Here is a 19,741-nt window from a genome sequence, read left to right as displayed (position 1 = left end):
GGGCGTGTCTACTGGACTGTGTAAGGGGTGGATCCCCGAGGCTGGCGAGGAGCCAGTGAGAGGAGACCATCGTGAAGACCACGAGTACGACGAAGACCACCGAGGATCACCACGCACTGGATGGGCAGGATGCTGACCAGGCTAGGGGCGTGGCCAGCGAGCCGGGCCACCGCGGCCAGGGCGGGGCCTCGAGGCCGGCGGGCGCCTCGCACCGGGCGCTGCTGGGTGATGAGTACATCGACGAGCTCGTCTCCCAGGCCGACGCCGAGGGGCTGGCGCTGACCGGTGAGGGTGGGTTCCTGCCGGAGTTGGTCCGTAAGGTCCTCGAGCGCGGGCTGGCGACGGAGTTGAGCGATCACCTGGGCTATGACAAGGGTGATCCGGCCGGGCGCGGGGCACCAAACTCGCGCAACGGGGCCACGCCCAAGACGCTGGCTACCGAGGTCGGCGATATCCCGCTGGCCACCCCGCGCGACCGTGCCGGGACGTTCGAGCCGGCGCTGGTGCCCAAGGGCGCCCGGCGGGCCGGTGGGCTCGATGAGATGATTATCAGCCTCTACGCCGGTGGGATGACGGTGCGCGACATCCAGGCCCATCTGGCCCGCACGCTGGGTACCGAGTTGTCCCACGAGACGATCGCGAACATCACTGACGCGGTGTTGGAGGAGGTTAAGGACTGGCAGACCCGGCCGCTGGACCCCGTCTGGCCGGTGGTCTTCCTCGATGCCATCGTGGTCAAGGTCCGCGACGGGGCGCATGTGGTCAACCGCCACGCCCACCTGGCGGTCGGGATCGATACCGATGGCATCAAGCACGTGCTGGGCATCTGGGTCCAGGCCGGGGAGGGTGCCAAGTTCTGGGCCGGGGTATGCGCTCAGTTGGCTAACCGGGGCGTGAAGGACATCCTGATCGCCTGCTGCGACGGGCTGCCCGGCCTGCCCGAGGCGATCGAGGCCACCTGGCCCCAGACGGTGGTCCAGACGTGTGTGGTGCACCTGATCCGGGCGGCCAACCGATACATCTCCTACGGCGATCGCAAGGCCTTCTCGGCCGGGTTGCGCACCATCTACACCGCCGCCGATGCCGATGCGGCCGAGACCGCGCTGCTGGAGTTGGCCGACTCCGACCTGGGACGTAAATACCCCGCAGCGATCGCGGTGTGGCAGCGGGCCTGGGAACGGTTCACCCCATTCCTGGCCTTCCCCCCGGCGGTGCGCAAGGTCATCTACACCACCAACACGATCGAGAGTTTGAACTACCAGATGCGCAAGATCATCAAGAACCGCGGGCACTTCCCCAACGACGAAGCGGTGGTGAAGTTGTTGTGGCTAGCCATCCGCGATATCGAGGACAAACGTGCCCGTCAGCGAGCCAAGGAGCAGGGCCTGCCAGCGCACAAGCGCAAGGCTCCCGGGCGGCTCGTGGAGGGCACCACCACCGCCGGCTGGACCGCCGCACTGAACCAACTCGAACTGCTCTACCCCGAGCGTCTAGCAGGACACATCAACTAGAAACAGGAGCCTCTCTTACACAGAGGGCTTGACAGGCTCCGCTGGGCCGTGCGCTCGGGGCTCGGCCGGCCCCACTCGGCCCCGACCACCGCATCGGCGTCGGCCGACAGCAAAGCGTTGATCACTGTCTGCAGCAGTGATCGCATCAGATCCGGGGAGGCCTCGGACAGGGCCTCGCCAAGCAGGCCGGCAGGGTCGACAATACTGAGGAGCGGTCATCGTGATGATGTCCTTTCGAGGACTCTGTGGAAGGTTGACTCGAAGGACCACGGTGACCGCGCCCACGTCTACAACGACGCGGCCACCAGGACTACACCACTCCATGGGGCACTACTTTGTGCACACCTTGGTTCATCACCGATCCACCACCGGCATCCATCTGCGAACGCCACGGCGCTGCGGCGTAGTAATCCGCATCGCGCCACCAGTGCACATGGGTAGTGGCCAGCCGTACCTGACCCAACTGGCCGCTGGTGAGCATTTCCTTGACTGCGGCGTACTCCGGTTCCAGGCGGCGCTGGGAGATGACCGATAACACCCGGCCACCATCGTTGGCCAGCGCCACGATGCGCTCAGCCTCAGCGACCGTCAGGGCCAGCGGCTTCGCCACCACCACGTGCTTACCGGCCTGCAGTGCCTCGATGGCCTGCACCCCGTGCTGATCACTGGGCGAGCAGATCGCCACGACATCCACACCCGGATGCGTGGAAATGTCGGTGGGGGAAATCTGGTCGGCGTCGGGCCATCCCGCTTCGGCGGCCCGTTCGGGATTGCCCCCGGAGGAGGCGACCAGGCGCGCCTGCTTCGAATGTTGCTTGGGGGCGCGTGCGCGACTCGTCCCGATACTGCCCAGGCCGAGCACTCCGACGCCAATTGGCTGCTCCATCAACGCTCCACATGGTCAGATCAGTACTGGGCATCCAACCTACGCCCTCCGTGTGCCAGTCCGCAATCGGTTGCAAGAATCCGCGGATGGGGTTGACGTGCAATCGCTTGCAGATCAGACTGGTCGTCGTACGTAACCTCCCTCGTTAGGACCCCTCATGCGCGTCGGCTTCGTCGGCACCGAGAACTCCCACGTCAAACACTTCATCCGGTTCCTGAACCTCGAGGACCTCCATCCCGGCCACCGCGCGGTTGCGCTGGCCGGCGGGCACAACGAGCGCAACTCGGAACTGGCCACCTACGGCGGCCTGGAGATCATCGTCGATGAACCAGCCGACCTGATCGGCAAGGTCGATGCCGCGATCGTGTGCAACCGTGACGGCGGATTGCACCGCGGCGCAGCCGAACCATTGCTACGCTCCGGTCTGCCCGTGTTGGTGGACAAACCCTTAGCCACCACCGTTGCCGATGCCACCGCGTTGCTCGACGCTGCACAGGAGAGCGGCAGCACGTTGGTCTCAGCCTCAGCTCTTCGGTATGTCCCGGAAATCACCCACTTCGCGACCGATCATGCCGACCACGGCGCGCTTCGGCACCTGCACGTCGTCGGGCCCGCTGATCCAGACAGCGAGTACGCCGGGTTGTTCTTCTATGGCATTCACCACGTCGAGGCTGTGCTGCAGATCCTCCATAATCCGGTCGTGCGCTCCGGGGACCTGTCCGTAAAAGCCCAGCGCCACGGCGACACGGTCTGGGCCACCACGCAGATCGCGGGCGTCACCGTCACGTTCACGTTCGTCACTCCGTCGGGGCAGGACCGGGTGCCGTTCCACGCCACCGCAGTGCGCACCCGTGGGGTACTGGCCAGCGAACTCAGCCTCGGACCGGACTACAACGCCCCAGCCCTGAAGACGTTCATCGAGGCGGTCAAGGCGGGCAAGTCTCCACTGAGTCCTGAGCAACTCCTCTCCCCCGTCGTCGTCCTTTCCGCTCTGACCGAGGCTCAGGAGGCCACTCGATGAGTACCGCATCCGACCCACTAGCGATTGGCATCATCGGACTGGGCATCATCGGCCGCCAGCACACGAACCGGTTAACCGATGCCGGTGCCCCTGCCCGATTGACCGGGGTCTATGACGCCGACGCAGAACTGACTCAAGAGTTCGCACAAACCCACGAGGTTCCGGCTGCCGGCAACATGGACGAACTGCTCGCCCTGGACGGACTTGAGGCGGTCGTCATCGCAGTCCCCTCCGGTTTGCACAAGGATCTGGCCGTGGCTGCCTTGCAGGCGGGCAAGCATGTGTTGCTGGAGAAGCCGATTGAGGTCAACGTGACGGCAGCCGATGAGATCCTGCAGGCTGCTCGAGACTCCAGCAAGGTGCTCTCGGTAGTGAGCCAGCGCCGGTTCGCTCCGGCCAATCAGTTCATCAAGGAGCTCATCGATTCCGGCGGGTTGGGAAACATCACCTCAGCAGCCATCGAGGTACCGCTGTGGCGCACCCAGGAGTATTACGACTCGGCCGGCTGGCGCGGTTCCTGGGCGATGGATGGTGGCGGGGCGTTGATGAACCAGGGGGTGCACCTGGTGGACCTGGCGCTGTGGCTGCTTGGTGATGTGGACGAGCTCTACGCCCACACCGGTCTGCTCGCGCACGAGCGAATCGAGGTCGAGGACACCGTCACCATCACCGCGCGGCTCAAGAGTGGGGCGCTGATGACCTTCCTGGCCACGACCGCCGCGTACGCACCTCCCCCCACCCGGATCAGTATCATGGGTGATCAAGGCACGATTGTGGCGATCAATGACGAGATCGCTCACTTCGCCACCGTCGAAGGTCCACAGAAGCCGGAACTACCGCCGTTAGCACCCAAGGGCTTGCCGTATTCCGATGCCCAGCATCTGCAAAAGCGTCAGTTGGCGGACTTTGTCGCGGCCGTCCGGAACGCCCGTCTACCAGTGGTGACCGCAGAGCAGGCTCGCAAAGCCGTCGCTTTCATCGAAGCCGTCTACGAGTCCGGTCGCACCGGCCAACCGGTCCAGCCGGCGCCGTTGCCGCAGTAATCACAGCGCTCAGGACGCCAGTCCAACGATGTAACTGATGGCAAGGCCAATAAGGAAGGCGATCCCGACGATCGCCAGCACCAACTGCGGTATACCGATACGCAGGTCGCCGCGGTCTTTGCTGCGGGCCAGCGCCACAAGCGCGACACCGATGAGTGGCACAACGAAGATGGTCACAGCCTGAGCGGTGATAATGAGTTCGATCGGGATACCGCCGAACGTCACGGCGACCACACCGCCGAGGACGATGACAGCGGTGATGCAGACCTTGACCGGCACGGAACTGAGTCCGCCGCGCTCAATGCCCAGGGCCCCGGCGAGCATCGAGCCCCCAATGGTGCTGTTGCCGATCAGGGATGAGAAAGCCGCGGCCCACAGGCCGAGCGCGAAGAGGATGGTGGCCCCCCTTCCGAGCGTCGGCTCGAGGATGATGGCCATGTCCGCTGGGGAGGAGACGGTGGCGCCGATGGGGTTCAGCACGGCTGCGGCCGCGATCATGATCACGAGCGAGAGTGTTCCAAGAATGACGGAGCCGAGAGCGGCGTCCCGACGGGCCACCGTGAAGTCGGCTGCGGTCCAGCCTTTTTCTCGCACGAGTTGTATCTGGTAGAAGGCGCCGACCACCGAGAACGTTGTCGCAACAGCGCCCACCACGAGCGCGGTAGAGCCGGACGGGATCGCGGGAACGAGACCGCGCAGGACGGCCACGAGGTTCGGTTGGGCGATCACGGCAGTCACGATGAAGATCGCGAGCATGGCGAGGATGATGCCGATCATCGTCCGCTCGAGGTTGCGATAGAACTTCGGCAGCCACAGGAACCCAACGGCCAGCAGGGTGAAGATGGCCGCAAACAGGGCAGTGTCCCCGCCGAAGAGCACGTTGCTCGCTGCGCCGGTGCCGACGGAGTTCCCCGCTTGGAAGGAGGAAGCGACAAGGAAAGCGCCAATACCGATAAGGATGCCGACGATGCGTCCCATCTTCTGCGAGACGGTGGCGATCGGGCCCCGGTCGGTGGTGAGCCCGATACGCACCGAAAGGTTGACGAAGCAGATCATCAGAACGGTGGCAATGACCGGTGCCCACACCAACTCGTAGGCGAAGCCAGCGCCGAGCGAACTGGCGGTCGTGACGCTTCCTGGACCGAAGACCAGGGCGGCTGTGACAAACGCGGGGCCGAGGCGACCCGTCTTGCGTGAACGAGTAGGCACTGCGGTATCACCCATGAAGAAATCCTTTGCTTGAGGAAGGGCGGCCCCAAGGTACGTGGTGGTTTCAGTGCCGTCAAGAGACCGGCGGATTCAGTGAAGTGTGTCGTCGCGGCGTCAAAGACGGGTGCTCAGATTCTGCACTCCGCCGACTTCGACTCCCTCGCGGTCCCCGCGCCTCACGCCCGCACCGGCCCCGTGGACTTCCGTACCCGCAGTTCAGTAGACAACCAGCGGACAGCGCTAGGGCCCTCGGCGATCGGCTCATCGAGAGCGATCGTCAGAGCCACCTGACCCATTTTGCGCAGCGGCAAACGCACGGTGGTCAGCGCTGGCATCAGATCCCGGGACACGTCGATGTCGTTGAACCCGCCCACCGAATACTCACCGGGCACCGCCCTTCCCTGGTCCCGCAGCCAGGCCATCGCGCCCATCGCCATCTGATCGGCCGAGCCGACGAGCGCGGTGATCTCAGGGTGCGCGGCCAGTATTTCCCCTGTACCGCCGTAGGCGTCATCACGCGTTGGCGCACCGTGCCGTACGTGCAGCGTGCCGTCCGCTGCCTTGATCACCTGACGTAATCCCAGCAGTCGTTCCACGGTCGAACCGACGTTTCCTGGGCCTGCGAGCACTCCCACGTGCCGGTGCCCGAGGCCCACCAGGTGCTCGGCAAGATCGACCGCGCCCGCGGCGTTGTCCACTCGCACGTTGTCCACGTCAGCGATCGGGGTCCCAACCGAGACCACCCTGCCGCCGCTTGCCATGAAGGACTTGGTGCGGGCGGCCACCCGAGCCTGGTAATCGGCGTCATCCAACCCCGACCCGGCCAGGATCACCACCGCGGCCCGATGGGCCTGCAACATCTTGAAATAAGCCAACTCCTGGTCCACGTCCCGCTCGGTCTGACAGATGGCCACCAGCAGTTGCCGGCGGGCGGCCACTTCGTGAATGCCGTTGATCATCTCCGAGAAGTACGGATCACCCACATCGCCTGCGAGCACTCCGATCATCCCGGTGTTGCCTCGCAGCAGGCCCTGCGCCTGGGCGTTGGGCACGTAGTCGAGTTCAGCGGCCGCCTGCTCCACCCGGCGTCGCAGTTCCGGGAGTACAGGATAATCACTTCCGGAAAGGACCCGGGAGGCCGTCGGCACCGAGACACCGGCCCGGTGGGCAACGGCCTTGAGATCGACGGCCATGATCGAAGACTACTGGGCCAGCCCCGGCTCCACGGAGTCACCCCGCAGGCATCCTTGACCGCTCAATAGCGTTTACCGTACCCTTGAGAAAGGCTTTTCTCACTATCTCCGCGCCCGTCGACGTGGATCACTCCCAGGAGGACCCGCATGCCCATTCCCGGCTCCACCGCCCCGGCCCACCCAACGAACGAGGCCGAGTTGGAGGACTATCTGTCCACCCCGCTGCCCGGGGTGGGCGAGGCGCTGCAGGCCACCGGGGGTGATGTTGTGTTGTTGGGTGCCGGTGGCAAGATCGGTCCGACGATGGCGATGATGGCCCGGCGGGCGCTGGATGAGGTGGGCTCGGATGCCCGGGTGGTCGCGGTGTCGCGGTTTTCCGATCCCGAGGTGCGTCAGCGGTTGAGGGAGGCCGGTGTCGTGGTGCAGTCCGCGGATTTGTCCGAGCCGGGGAACTACGCGGATCTGCCCGATGCCGCGGCGATGGTTTATCTGGCGGCGATGAAGTTCGGCACCACCGGGGCTGAGCATCAGACGTGGTGGTCCAACGCGGCGATGCCCGCCTTGGTGGCCGACCGCTACCGGGGGGTGCCCTCGGTGGTCTACTCCACCGGGAACGTCTACCCGCTGCGTCCGTTGTCTGCTGGTGGGTCCACCGAGGACGACGCTCCCGAACCGGTGGGTGAGTACGCCCAGTCCTGCCTGGCTCGTGAGCGCATCTTCTCCCACGCCGCGCACACCTGGGACACCCCGGTGACTATCTTCCGGCTCAACTATGCCTGCGAGTTGCGCTACGGCGTCATCGCCGACCTGGCCACCCAGATCGCCGCTGGTGAGCCCATCGACGTCACGATGCCGGCGGTGAACGTGGTCTGGCAACAAGATGCCACCGCCTGGGCGCTGCGTTCGGTGGAACTGGCCGGCACTCCCCCGCACATCCTCAACGCCACCGGCCCCGAGACCGTCTCGGTGCGCCGCCTGGCTACCTGGCTGGCCGCCGCGATGGGCACCGAGGTCGAGTTCGTCGGAACCGAGTCCACCGATGCCCTGCTCTCCGACGCCAGTCACTGCCACGATCTGTACGGCTACCCCACGGTCCCGATGCGCCGCGTGGTGGAGATGGTGGCCCGATGGGTGACCGAGGGCGGGCGGCAACTGGGCAAAGCCACCAAGTTCCAGCAGCGGGAAGGCAAATTCTGATGAGTGCTGACCTGGCCGCACGACTGGGCTCCGGGGTGGTCATCCCGGCCCACCCATTGGCCCTGGACGCCGACGGCAGCCTCGACCTGACCGCCCAGCGCGCCCTGACCAGGTACTACCTCGATGCCGGCGCCCACGGCCTGGCCGTGGCGGTACACACCACCCAGTTCGAACTACACCACGACCCCGCCATGCTCACCGACGTGTGGGAACTGGCCGCCGAGACCGCCGCCGAGCACGGCAGCGAGCCGATCATGGTCGCCGGACTGACCGGAGATACCCACCAGGCGGTCACCGAAGCCGAACTGGCCACCGAAGCCGGCTACCACGCGGCCCTGCTCAGCCCCTGGGGCATGTCGGACACCAGTGAAAGAACCCTGCTGGAACGAGCCGCCGCCGTCGCTGAGGTGATGCCAGTAATCGGGTTCTACCTCCAACCCGCAGTGGGCGGGACCCTGCTGAGCCGGGAATACTGGCGCGCCCTGTTCGACATCGAAACGGTCGTGGGAGTCAAAGCCGCCCCGTTCAACCGGTACTGCACCGGCGATGTTGCCCAGACCCTCCTGGAACATGACCGCTGGGACCAGATAGCGCTGTTGACCGGCAACGACGACGCGATCGTGCATGACCTGATCACCCCCTACCAGCGCACCATCAATGGACAACAACGCCAAATCCGCGCCACCGGCGGCCTACTCGGCCAATGGGCCGTGGGAACCCGCGCCGCAGCCCACCAGGTCGCCAAAGCCAACCAGGCCGTCACCGCCGGCCAGGTGCCGCTGGAACTGCTCGCTGAAGCATCAGACATGGTGGAAATCAACCACGCCGTCTTCGACGTCGACCACAACTTCGCCGGATGCGTCCCCGGCGTCAACGAAGTACTACACCAACAAGGCCTGATCCCCACCGCCACCACCCTGGGCACCGACACACTCTCCCCCGGGCAGACCGAACTGATCACCCAAGTCCGACAACGCTACCCGGACCTGCTCGATGAGGACTTCATCGCCGACAACCGGGACGCATGGTTGAACTGAGCCCGTCGCTCACCGCCCCACGCGCACCCGCCCCACCGGCGCCAGCCCCATCGGCCAAGTGCTCGCCCTGCAGCGGTGCCCTGACCGAACTATCGACCCCATGCCTAGGTGTTCTTGGGTGTGACCTGCGATGGAGTCTGATCGATCATGGCAAGACCACCAGCGATCCCGGTGGAGGAGAAGACGAGGATCGTGCTCTCGATTCTCTCTGGTGAGGTGACGGTCGCCAAGGCGGCCCGGCAGGCGAAGGTCTCCGAGCAGGCGGGTGGGGAACGGGAAACGAGCGTTCCTTGAGGCTGGCCGGACAGACCTGACCGCGGGCAAGTCCGGGCCCTCGACGCGTGAGGCTCAACTCGAGCCGAGGTGCAGGACCTGACCCAGGCGTTGGGTGAGGCGCACTTGGAAGCCCGGGTGTGGAAGAAGAGCGCGGAGGGCCGGTTGTGCCCTTCGAGGACCTCGAATGTGAAGAGTGGGTCCAGATTCGTGACCGCAGGTGTGCGCCTAACCTCACACCGGGGGCGCCATGACGGTCCCCCGCCTCCCGCCTCGTGGATCTCGCGCTGCGGCTGTTCGGCGACGGGGGAGGTCTCGCTCACACACCGGATGGCCCCTGAGCGCATCGAGATCGAAGACCGTGTCATCATCACCGCCCATTCAAAGGCGGGGCTCTCATGACGTTCATAGCCACCAGAGCAGCATGAGGTGACAATTTGACTGTCCGAATCGATCATGCTACGCTCTTGCAACCGGTTGCACTCGACAGCGGTAATATCGCTGTCCAACACAAGGGAGTAGTTAATGGGTGCGAAAGACGCAAGAGATGGTCAGCGACCTTCAGTCGGATCGGACGATCACAGAGAAGTCGGCGGTGCGCCTCCTACGCGGATAGGGGTATCCCGGCGGGCACTGCTGTTCGGCGGCATGAGCGCTGTCGTGGTTGCCGGATTAACCACTCCGGAAACGGCAGCCGCCGCTCCTCACGCTGGCGGTGGAATCCGAACCGCCAGAGGTAGCACAGTCGGAACTTCAGCACTTGACTTCACGACGCGCGAGGCGTTCGAGGCCGTCTACGACCATCTCGACGGAGGTCCGTCGCTGGACACCGATAATCTGGCAGGGGTCTTAGGCTGGCAGGTGCAGTACATCCTGCTTGCGTACTTGCAGATGTACATCGCCCATCGCGATGTCAGTTACCTCGACCGATTCATCGAACGGGCCGACGCAGCGCTTGCCCAACGAGATCACATCCAGGGGGTTGAGGACTACCGTGGTCTGTCGCTGCCTGGCTGGTCCAGAGATCAGTACGCTGAATACCCGGGCTCTATGCACCTGCCGGTAGAGACGGGAAATATTGTGCGCCCAATCGCCTGGTTCGCCAGGATCGTGTCTTCGACGCCGCAACTCCTCCGGGTCCCCAGGTTCGCCGATCGAGTGGGGCCGTACACACAAGCCTCCATCGACGCGGTAGCGATCCATGATGAGCACTGGGAGGACCACGGAGACGGGACCGGAATCTACTTCTTGCCCAAGGGATCACCGCACGTCGTCGATGGGATCCAGGCCGCATTCAACATGAACCACACCATGGGCATGGCAATGATGCACCTGCACGCGCTCACCGGTGATCCTCGCTACCTCGAGAAGGTCCGCATGATGATCCGGCTGTTCGAATCAGACCGTAGCCCGGGAGCGCACGGCGCGTTCTTCTGGAACTACCAGTGGACGGGCTCTTGGGGATTCAACGGCTGGACGATGGATGACGAGGTCTCGACGAACACTCCAGAATATCCGGGCAATCCCGCGCCGGAGGACTTCAGCCATGGTGCGCTCTCGATGGAGTTTATCGCCCAGGTTTGGCACGAAGGGCTCGGATCCCACGTTCGCGACCTGCGGGCGTACGCTCGGGCATTTGACCACACGGTGGTGGAAACCGAGTACGGCTTGGACGTCACTCGCTTCATCGACGGAACCGGCGGTATCCGCGACGGACGAGACGCTACACATGCGGGTACCTGGGCCGTCCTTGCTCGGCACAACCGCAATATCGTTACAGTTTCGCAGGAACTCTACGCTTACTACGCATTCGAGTTCGGGGTCTCCAGGACGACCACTATGCTTGCCGCGATCTCGGAGTTGAACCGGTTCCGGGCAGATGAGCGCCCTGGGCCACACGGGCCATTTCCGCCGAGAAACTGAGCAGGTCGTCGCTTCGCGCCACTGCTGGAACCTTCTGGGTCCCAGTGGCAGCGCGTTAGCCACTTCGGAGCAAGTGCGTGCAGAACAGCCCCTTGATCACCAACTTTAGCCATGCTAGATTGGCTTTGCAATCGGTTGCACTGTCGCGACTTGCCCTAGCCGAGGGCTGATGCAGGAAGGAATGAACCGTGCAACGTAGTACGGCAGGAGTGCCCACGAGCGATGTCGATGCTCATTGGGGCATGATGAGCACCCGCCAAAGGCTTGCACGCCTCCTCCTCGTCCGGTCCAGCATGGGCACGCACGGAGGTCCCAGTGATGCGACCATCGCAGCACTCCAAGCAGGCGTGGGAGCATTCCACGGACCTCCGCTGCGTGCCTCCGCTAGTTCTGAAGCGGTGCGTGCCAGCCGTCGGTTCAACAACCACTTGCACGAACAAGCGCGGGAGGCGACCGGCGTAGAGGTGCTGATCGGCGCGAACGCCGAGACCGGGCTGGCCTACACCACCGGTGCGGGCGGAACAGACGTTCCCTACCCTGCCGCTCTGGGCCAGTTGGACCCGGTCATGTCCCGCTCAGCAGGGCGAGCGGTGGGTTTAGATCTGAGGGCCTGCGGCTACAACTGGTGCTTCCAGCCTGTGGCGGACGTACGAGCCACACCCCGGGACCCGGTCATCGGCGTGCGGGCATTCGGAACTGACCCCAGCACCGTGGCCGCGCACATGCGTGAGTACGGCCTCGGTCTCCAAGAAGCGGGCATCCTCGCCACTGTCAAGCACCTGCCTGGACACGGTGACGCCGACGTGGACTCGCACCTAGGACTTCCGGTGGTGCTACGCAGCGAAAGTGAGTGGAGCCGACACCTGCTTCCGTTCGCCGAAGCGGTGCGCGCGGGTCTGGGTGCGATGATGACCGCCCATCTGCGATTCGGCGACGAATCCAACGGAACTGTTTCGACATTCGACCCACGGATCTGCACCGAGTTGCTGCGCAACGATCTGGGATTCACTGGACTCCTCGTCTCCGACTCGCTACGGATGGCAGCGGTTTCCAAGCAGCACTCACCGGCAGAGGCTGCACTACTTGCCATTAATGCAGGGTGCGACGTCGCCAACGTCAAATGCCCGCCAGAGTTGGTGCCATCAGTCCTGGACGAGATGGAACACGGGCTACTCGATGGCACTGTGACAGAGGAACGGGTCCGGGAGGCATTCGGTCGGGTGCTGGCGGCGCCCCTGGACGTCGACTCGACGACACACGAAGTACTTACTGATGCCTTGCCACTATTGAGCGAGGAGTTGGCCGTCGGCACGGTCGGCGAACCGCGCCTCCCCGCCGGCACCGGTCCGATCACAGTGGTGATGGCCGAGTCATCGGGAGAAGCTCCAACGGCGTCTGCTCTCGGCTTTCGGCTATCGCGGATCGTCGGTCGCCCTGTACAGGTGCGGCATGAAACGAGCGCATTGACTGGGCCCACAGTCATAGTCAGTTACGGACAGGCAGGCCCTACTGCATGGGAAGCAGAAGCGATCGCTGGCATCGAACGATCCGGGATACCTGCGGTGGTCTTCCTCGCGGGCCCACCGGACACTTTGGACCACTACTGGGCAGACCTGCCTGCGGTGGCAGTGCCCGCACTCGACGTCTTCGGTATGCCATCTCTTTCGGGCTTTTCCGCCGCCTTCCAGGTGTTGCTTTCCGACACCTGATACGAACCATCGCATCGCTACTCCAGCAAGACCCAATGCACAACCCACCACGAGAGAACCGTCGCCAGCGTAACGACATCAGCAAGGAGCATTAAATGCACACAACAAAACGAACTCGCCCGCTCGGTTTGATCGCAGGAGCATCAGCCCTCGCTCTGGTATTGACAGCCTGCGGCCTCGGCGATCCGGGAGATTCAGCACCCGAGCCGCAGGACCTGGACGATGCCGAAATCGCCGGCACCATAACCTTCCAGACCATGCAACTCTCACCCACCTTCGATGACCTGATCAACGGGTATATCGAGGAGTTCGAGGACATGCACCCCGAGGTGACGGTGAACTGGGTTGACGTACCCACTGACGGCACAGCGCAGAAGATTAATGCCGATGCGGCTTCGGGGAACCTGGCTGACGTGCTCAACCTCGACAGCGGGCACCTGACCCCGCTTGCGCGAGAGGGCCGGGTACTAGACATGTCAGCGATGGTCCCAGAGGCGCAGGATGACTATCTGGAGTCCGCGTGGGAAGTCTTCGCTATCGGGGGGCCGGAGATTTCGGCTCTCCCCTGGTATCTGAACACGCCCGTATTGGTGGTCAACACGACAATCATGGAAGAAGCCGGACTCGATGAAATCCCGCGGACCTACTTTGACATGATGGACGCATCCGCCGTGATCGGGGAGGAGACCGAGTACGCCGGCTTCCAACTCGGGGCATCCATCTTCAAGAACGCTTTGCTCGCGACCGGGACTCCAATTGTGAATGACGACGCCACGGAGGCGGTGATCAACACCCCGGAAGCCCAGGACCTCGTGGAACGTTTGCACGCGCTCTACCTCAACGGCGGCATCCCTGCTGACAGCATTACCGCAGAGCCTAGAAGCGGGCTCGAGGTCCTGTCCGAGGGGCGGGTGGCCTTCGGCTCGGGTGGCCCGAACCAGTTGCGGATCGTCGATGAAAACGCACCTGACCTCCTGGCACAACTTGAGGTCCACCCGCCCATAGTGGACGAGAACGATGAGGCGTGGCTTGTGGCCCATGGACTGGCTGTCCCCACCACGTCAGAGAACCAGGCCACGGCCATCGAGTTTGCTCGCTTTGTCACCAACTCCGACAACCAACTCCTTCTTGCGAACGAGTCAGTGGTCTTTCCGAGCACACCGGACGCCCTGAATCAGCCGTTCTTCACCGAGGCGGAAGATGACCTCGTGGACCAGGGCCGGGCCATCGCCGCGCAAAACTTGCTCGACGAGCGAGTCGCCCCGCAGTCGGATGACGTGGACCGGGAGATCGAGGGAGAACTGTGGTCACAGATGCAGTTGGCACTCATGGGCGATGAAGAGATCTCCATTGCATTGGAGCGGACCGAGGAGGCGATCACCTCGATCCTTCAAGGACGCGCTGAGTGACGACTGTCTCCAAGTCTGCTCCTGAACTCGCCCAGGAGTCGAGCGGCAAGACGGGGGTTAGGGTACGGCGACACCGGTGGTATGTGCCGCTGGCGTTCCTAGCCCCCGTGCTGATCATCCAGGGCACGTTCTTGTTCGCGCCGCTGATCAACACCTTCGTGCTGTCGTTTACGAATGTGCGCACCATCGGTGGGGGGCAGTTCATCGGTGTGGACAACTTTGTTCGCTTGGCGAGCGACCCGGCCTTCCACGCGGCGGTAGGGCGCAGCCTGCTTTATGTCGCCGTGGTTGTGCCGACGATTACTGCACTGGCGATTGGCCTCGCGCTGTTGCTGAACACCCTGATGCGTGGCACCACCCTGGTTCGTACTATCGTCTTCTCGCCGATGGTGATGCCGATGGCGATCGTGGCGATCCTGTTCGAATGGCTGCTGCGCTCGGACGGCATGATCAACCAAATGCTGATCGCCGTTAACGCCATCAACCAGCCGATCAGATTTCTCAGCGACCCATCGATCGCAATCTTCAGCCTGATGACTGTCACCCTGTGGAAGGGAGTGGCGTTATACACCCTAATTCTGCTCGCCGCGTTGCAGAACGCCTCGCAGGAACTCGAGGAAGCCGCTGAACTGGACGGAGCTGGCTGGCTGCGACGGACCGTGTCCGTCACTCTGCCCCAGATTCGGGGCACCACGCTCCTCATCGCGATTCTGGCGGCGATCTCCTCAATCCGGACATTCACCGAACCGTACGTAATGACCGGCGGCGGTCCCGGGCGGAGTACGGAGACCGTGGTGTTCTACTTGTTCCGTCAAGGTGTATCCCCAGGTACGGACGCGGGATACGCCTCTGCGATCAGCGTCTTCCTATTCGCTCTGGTCGTCGTCGTCTCCCTTCTCCGGTTTCTGGCTTCCCGAAGAGTGGCGGTGTGAGGTCATGGCAGTAGAAACAGCAGTCTCAACAGAAGAGCAGCCGACTCCCCCAATGCGTCGTCGCAAACGGGCACGGGGCGTGCCCTCTCCGGGCGAGCGGATCCTCCGGTGGGCCCTGATGATTATCGCGGTGCTCGCCGTGATCTCACCGATCGTATGGCAGATTTCCAACTCGCTGAAATCGATCGGGGAAACAGCGGTTGGCTTCCCCGGCAGCCTCATCCCCGAAAACCCCACGCTCACTAATTACATCACCGCATTGACGGCTATCCCGCTGCCACAGTACTTTCTCAACTCCGTCATCATCTCGGCGATGACCCTTGTGCTTACCGTGCTGCTCGCCACCCTCACCGGATACGCTCTGGCCCGGATACGTTTTCGCGGGCGGATGCTCTACATGACGGTGCTCCTGGCCACGACGGCGTTACCGTTCGAGGTCATCCTCGTCGCCACGCTGATGATCACGATGGAACTGGGCCTATTCAACACCTTCCTGGGCGTCGTACTGCCACAAGGCATTTCAATCATTGCCATCTTCGTGATGCGACAGGCCTTTGTGAACATTCCGAATGAACTCGAGGAAGCCGCCCGCGTGGACGGCGCTGGAGCATTTCGTACCTTCTGGAGCGTGATGCTCCCGGGTGTCACCGGCTCGCTTGCCGTTGTGATCGTGCTCGGATTCCTAGATTCGTGGGACCAATTCCTGTGGCCGCTGGTGGTACTCAGTGACACCACGATGTATCCGGTGACCGTCGGCGTACAGTTCCTCTCCGGTGCCTTCTCGGCAGATCAACGGGTGATCGCTGCCTCCTCGATCCTGGTGATGATCCCACCGCTTCTCGTGTTTTTCGTGATGCAGCGGCACGTCTTCAAGGGATTGGCCGGTGGCGCGCTGAAAGGTTGAAACCGTGATGGTCCGCCGTGCCAGGAGAATTGAGAGGACAACTATGGACGTTACATCCCAAGAGGTACGACCCAATATCCTGCTCATCACGACCGATCAGCACCGCGGGGATACCCTCGGCGTCGAAGGACATCCGGTGGTACAAACGCCCAATTTGGATTGGCTGGCACGATCTGGGACACGGTTCCGGCGCGCCTATTCGGAGACGCCAAGTTGCGTCCCGGCGCGGCGAACGCTGATGAGCGGACAAGAACCCGCAGCCCACGGCATGGTTGGCATGACTTCGGTGGACTGGCACCCGGCCTACACGCTGCCCGGAGAACTCTCCCGGACGGGTTACCAGACCCGCCTGATCGGGAAGCTCCACCTTGAACCCAAGCGCAAACGCTACGGCTTCGACCACTTAGAACTCGCCGATACCCAGTACGAGTACGCCCCGGACGAACCGGACTTCTCCAACGACTACGTCGATTGGCTGCGAACCCAGGCCGACGGCTCCAGCATCGGCCCGGCCGTGGCGCATGGGGTCAACGCCAACAGTTGGGTCAGTAGACCCAGTCACCTGCCGGAGCATCAAACGCACACCTTCTGGTGCGCCAGCCGAGCAATCGAGTTCCTCGCGAAGCGAGATCCTTCCGCTCCTTTTTTCCTCAACCTTTCCTTCCTCGATCCACATCCACCCCTGACCCCACCGACCCTCTACTACGAGCGGTACATGAGCCAGGAACTACCCGGGCCCGTCGTCGGCGATTGGGCTGACGAAGTCGACCCCGCCCAGGGCGCCGACGTGATGGGATGGCGGCTGAACTTGGACTCCCAAAGGATGAAGCAGGCCCGAGCCGGCTATTACGGGCTCATCAACCACGTCGACGACCAGGTCGGACGCGTCGTGGACTTTCTACGTCGTCACAAGTTGCTCGCCGACACAATGATCATCTTCACCTCTGACCACGGCGAGATGCTCGGCGACCACAACTTGTATCGCAAGACGTTTCCGTACGAAGCCTCCGCTCGCGTCCCCTTCTTCATCACCCCGCCAGCTTCGCTAGAGATCCCCAGCGACATTGTCAGCGAGTTGCCTGTGGGGCTGCAGGACGTTTTACCGACGGTCTTCGACGCAGCAGGCATACCAATCCCTGAAGCAGTCACCGGGCGCAGTTTGATGCCAATCGTACGGGGACAGGGGCCGGTCGAGTGGCGCTCGTATCTACACGGGGAACACTCCGGTCACTACGACTACGTCGACGGCGCCCACTTCCTTACCGATGGACAGTCCAAGTACATCTGGTTCAGCCAAACAGGTCGAGAGCAGTTCTTCGACATTTCCACTGATCCACATGAACTGCGTGACCTAACACTCGGTTCTGAGTGGGTGGACTTGGAGCCTTGGCGCGCAGAGTTGGCGTCTAGGTTGCAGGAAAGGCCTGGTGGCGTGGTTGAGAACGGACAACTAGTGCCCGCACGCCCGCATGACAAACTCCTTCCGCACCACATGGGCACAGCGTGATCGTCAAGGACGCTTAGCGATTCTGCCGCTCGGCGCCAACGGCTAACTCGGCCCAGGGACTTGGGCCCGGGGTCGCCAGTCTCAGCAACTGACGTCTTTGCCCTCGCTGCCGAACACTGCCATCCGCTCCTCCTGGGTCACCATATGGGCTGACCGAGCAATGAAGTGGAACTGCAGCGCACGACGGCGGGTGTCTGTTCTGTTCGGCGGCGTGCCGTGGTGTAACAGGCCATCGAAGATCATCAGGCCACCTGGCTTCAGCGGCACTGCGACGTCACGCCACGTTTGCACGTCGGTATCGCAGATCTGGAAGTCGCGGCGCCTAAAGTGGATGACCGGGCCCTCCCGGTGGCTCCCCGGAATGACGTGCATGCACCCATTCGCGATAGTCGCCTCATCAAGGGCGATCCATACACCGACAATCGGGGTTCCCGGCTTGACTGTGAAGAACGCGTTGTCCTGGTGCCACGGCTTCTCCCGGCCGCCACCCGGAGGCTTGAGCAGCGCCATATCCTGAAAGAGGACGATGTCATCTTCGCCGATGATCCGCCGGGCAACTTCGAGTAGTCGCTCGTCGTAGGCGATCTCCTTGAGCGCGGGTTCCAGGTCAACGAACGACATCAGTCGACGGACACCATCCATCCGTTCCGGGCCATCGAAGTCTTCCAAGCGGTCCGCTGCCCATTCCTCGAACTGGAGGTCAGCACTCCGTGGGTCCAAGGTAAGCGAAGCAAGGCCCTCCAGCGCAGCTCCGATCTGGCCATGATCGAACACGGCGTCCACGGCCAGGTAGCCCTCAGCGCGGTAGCGGTCAAGTTCGGGTCCCTGCACCTCGATGAGCGACGGGATCGCTTCTGCCAATTCGGTTCCGCTGTACAACTCATCGATCGTGGTCATAGAAACGACGGTACGTGCGTGATGTCCAATACCTCCATGCCCCGAACCGGTCAATGCCTGGACCGAGCAGGTAGTCACGTATCGGTGGCTCGGATCCGACTCGGTGGACAGCCATAACGTTCGCGGAACTGCCTGCTGAAGAGGAAGGGATCGTCGTATCCGAGGGCTCGCCCAACCTGTGCCACGGTCATCCTAGTCTCCCTCAGGAGTTCGAATCCCCGCTCCAGTCGCGCCTGGAGCACGAACACCCGGAAGTTGGTACCAACCTGTTGAGAGAAGAGTCGGGAGAAATAGTCCGGTGACAAGCCGACACTCTCAGCTACATGTGTCAGTTGCAGCCGGTACGAAGGGTCGTACCGCACCAGGTCCATCACTTGCTGAATCCGAGGGTCGACCGAGGTGAGCCGATACCCGCGAGTCCGGGCGTCCTGCCGGTAGACCTCCAGAAGTGCCTGGACGAACACGGAGGCACGTTCGACCTCGGCCAATGGATCCGGATCCCTGCTCAACCGCACCGTCCGGTGCAGCAGTTCGCTCAACCGGGCATGATTGGGCAGATCGATGACGCGGGATGGTTGCCACTCGTCAGCCATCCGAACCACCTGGTCCGATGCCGGCTCGACGAAATCGAAGTGGACAGCCACGACGCTCAGCCGATCGGCAGGATCCTGGCGGAACACCCCCTTGTCTCCGGGCCTGAAGGCGATCAGCGTTCCGGGGCTGATAGAGACCTCGTCACCTCCGACGCGTCCGCGACCCGTTCCTTCCAAGACCAGCCATAGATCATGGTCGTCCATGGTCGGGTGCCAGTCCCAACCGGGCTCACAACGAAACCATCCGCATTGCATGGTCGGGCGGGGCACGTGACTGTGGCTCAGCCGGGTGTTCAACTCGTCCCATGCACCCGGACGCCCATAGTCGATGCGTTCGGACAACATCCATACCAGCCTATGCCACCCGCAGCCTTCTATCCGCCACCGCCACCTCATTCGCGGCAGCAAGCCCACCGGCAGTCCACGCCGAGTGTCTTAGCCTGGATCCACCGATGTAGAAGCGGCGTTGGTGAGCGTGGGGGCATGAGAATGCCCCT

At 63.2% G+C, this 19,741-nt stretch carries 17 protein-coding genes and 1 pseudogene; 12 read left to right on the top strand and 6 right to left on the bottom strand.

Annotation, left to right across the window (positions count from 1 at the left end; genetic code table 11):
* Positions 1–218 precede the first annotated feature (218 nt).
* On the top strand, positions 219–1,511 hold the full coding sequence (locus tag ACPL7H_RS18645; protein WP_424789329.1) for an IS256 family transposase: 1,293 nt from the start codon (positions 219–221) through the stop codon (positions 1,509–1,511).
* 35 nt (positions 1,512–1,546) lie between these two features.
* Here ACPL7H_RS18645 and ACPL7H_RS18640 read toward each other — a convergent pair.
* Together ACPL7H_RS18640 and ACPL7H_RS18635 are read right to left on the bottom strand one after the other, a co-directional pair.
* Positions 1,547–1,730, bottom strand: a pseudogene (locus ACPL7H_RS18640) (transposase); the annotation flags it as partial.
* Between the two features lie 91 nt (positions 1,731–1,821).
* Entirely contained in the window at positions 1,822–2,397 is a 576-nt protein-coding gene (locus ACPL7H_RS18635; RefSeq protein ID WP_424798243.1) for a Gfo/Idh/MocA family protein, read from the bottom strand.
* Between the two features lie 157 nt (positions 2,398–2,554).
* On the opposite strand from ACPL7H_RS18635, the gene ACPL7H_RS18630 reads away from it, so the two are divergent.
* Entirely contained in the window at positions 2,555–3,418 is an 864-nt protein-coding gene (locus tag ACPL7H_RS18630; RefSeq protein ID WP_424798242.1) for a Gfo/Idh/MocA family oxidoreductase, read from the top strand.
* Positions 3,415–4,461 (top strand): Gfo/Idh/MocA family protein, encoded by a 1,047-nt coding sequence (locus tag ACPL7H_RS18625; protein ID WP_424798241.1) that lies wholly within the window; start codon positions 3,415–3,417, stop codon positions 4,459–4,461. The genes ACPL7H_RS18630 and ACPL7H_RS18625 overlap by 4 nt, the downstream gene beginning before the upstream one ends.
* A 9-nt stretch (positions 4,462–4,470) precedes the next feature.
* Here ACPL7H_RS18625 and ACPL7H_RS18620 read toward each other — a convergent pair whose 3' ends face one another.
* Together ACPL7H_RS18620 and ACPL7H_RS18615 are read right to left on the bottom strand one after the other, a co-directional pair.
* Positions 4,471–5,685, bottom strand: a complete 1,215-nt coding sequence (locus ACPL7H_RS18620) for an Nramp family divalent metal transporter (protein ID WP_424798240.1) — start codon at positions 5,683–5,685, stop codon at positions 4,471–4,473.
* A 161-nt stretch (positions 5,686–5,846) separates the two neighbouring features.
* Complete coding sequence (locus tag ACPL7H_RS18615) at positions 5,847–6,863, bottom strand: LacI family DNA-binding transcriptional regulator (RefSeq protein WP_424798239.1); 1,017 nt, start codon at positions 6,861–6,863, stop codon at positions 5,847–5,849.
* A 147-nt stretch (positions 6,864–7,010) separates the two neighbouring features.
* On the opposite strand from ACPL7H_RS18615, the gene ACPL7H_RS18610 reads away from it, so the two are divergent.
* The 9 genes from ACPL7H_RS18610 (at position 7,011) to ACPL7H_RS18570 (ending at position 17,754) form a co-directional block, all read left to right on the top strand.
* Positions 7,011–8,060: an NAD-dependent epimerase/dehydratase family protein gene (locus tag ACPL7H_RS18610; RefSeq protein WP_424798238.1), complete on the top strand. Its 1,050-nt coding sequence runs from the start codon at positions 7,011–7,013 to the stop codon at positions 8,058–8,060.
* Positions 8,060–9,097: a dihydrodipicolinate synthase family protein gene (locus tag ACPL7H_RS18605; RefSeq protein WP_424798237.1), complete on the top strand. Its 1,038-nt coding sequence runs from the start codon at positions 8,060–8,062 to the stop codon at positions 9,095–9,097. The genes ACPL7H_RS18610 and ACPL7H_RS18605 overlap by 1 nt, the downstream gene beginning before the upstream one ends.
* A 147-nt stretch (positions 9,098–9,244) precedes the next feature.
* Positions 9,245–9,391 (top strand): hypothetical protein, encoded by a 147-nt coding sequence (locus ACPL7H_RS18600; protein ID WP_424798236.1) that lies wholly within the window; start codon positions 9,245–9,247, stop codon positions 9,389–9,391.
* A 627-nt stretch (positions 9,392–10,018) separates the two neighbouring features.
* On the top strand, positions 10,019–11,293 hold the full coding sequence (locus tag ACPL7H_RS18595; RefSeq protein ID WP_424798235.1) for a hypothetical protein: 1,275 nt from the start codon (positions 10,019–10,021) through the stop codon (positions 11,291–11,293).
* Positions 11,294–11,535: 242 nt separating this feature from the next.
* The gene (locus ACPL7H_RS18590; protein WP_424798244.1) at positions 11,536–13,002 is read left to right on the top strand and encodes a glycoside hydrolase family 3 protein; all 1,467 of its coding nucleotides are present in this window, start codon (positions 11,536–11,538) and stop codon (positions 13,000–13,002) included.
* 95 nt (positions 13,003–13,097) lie between these two features.
* On the top strand, positions 13,098–14,411 hold the full coding sequence (locus tag ACPL7H_RS18585; RefSeq protein ID WP_424798234.1) for an ABC transporter substrate-binding protein: 1,314 nt from the start codon (positions 13,098–13,100) through the stop codon (positions 14,409–14,411).
* Entirely contained in the window at positions 14,408–15,343 is a 936-nt protein-coding gene (locus tag ACPL7H_RS18580) for a carbohydrate ABC transporter permease (protein WP_424798233.1), read from the top strand. Before ACPL7H_RS18585 ends, ACPL7H_RS18580 begins: the two co-directional genes overlap by 4 nt.
* 118 nt (positions 15,344–15,461) lie before the next feature.
* Positions 15,462–16,247 carry a carbohydrate ABC transporter permease gene (locus ACPL7H_RS18575; RefSeq protein ID WP_424798232.1) on the top strand — a complete coding sequence of 262 codons (786 nt, stop codon included), beginning with the start codon at positions 15,462–15,464 and terminating at the stop codon, positions 16,245–16,247.
* 43 nt (positions 16,248–16,290) lie between these two features.
* A complete protein-coding gene (locus tag ACPL7H_RS18570) occupies positions 16,291–17,754 on the top strand; it encodes an arylsulfatase (RefSeq protein ID WP_424798231.1) in 1,464 nt (487 codons plus the stop codon).
* Between the two features lie 81 nt (positions 17,755–17,835).
* Here the strand turns inward: ACPL7H_RS18570 and ACPL7H_RS18565 are convergent, their stop codons facing one another.
* Together ACPL7H_RS18565 and ACPL7H_RS18560 are read right to left on the bottom strand one after the other, a co-directional pair.
* The gene (locus ACPL7H_RS18565; RefSeq protein ID WP_424798230.1) at positions 17,836–18,651 is read right to left on the bottom strand and encodes a phytanoyl-CoA dioxygenase family protein; all 816 of its coding nucleotides are present in this window, start codon (positions 18,649–18,651) and stop codon (positions 17,836–17,838) included.
* 74 nt (positions 18,652–18,725) lie between these two features.
* Positions 18,726–19,244: a helix-turn-helix transcriptional regulator gene (locus ACPL7H_RS18560; protein ID WP_424798229.1), complete on the bottom strand. Its 519-nt coding sequence runs from the start codon at positions 19,242–19,244 to the stop codon at positions 18,726–18,728.
* Positions 19,245–19,741 lie beyond the last annotated feature (497 nt).

It is taken from the genome of Pseudactinotalea sp. Z1732 (genome assembly GCF_049724975.1).
Taxonomy (GTDB): Bacteria; Actinomycetota; Actinomycetes; order Actinomycetales; family Beutenbergiaceae; genus CALKWS01.
Note: the sequence above shows the minus strand (reverse complement) of the source record. Positions and strands in the feature narration are given on the sequence as shown.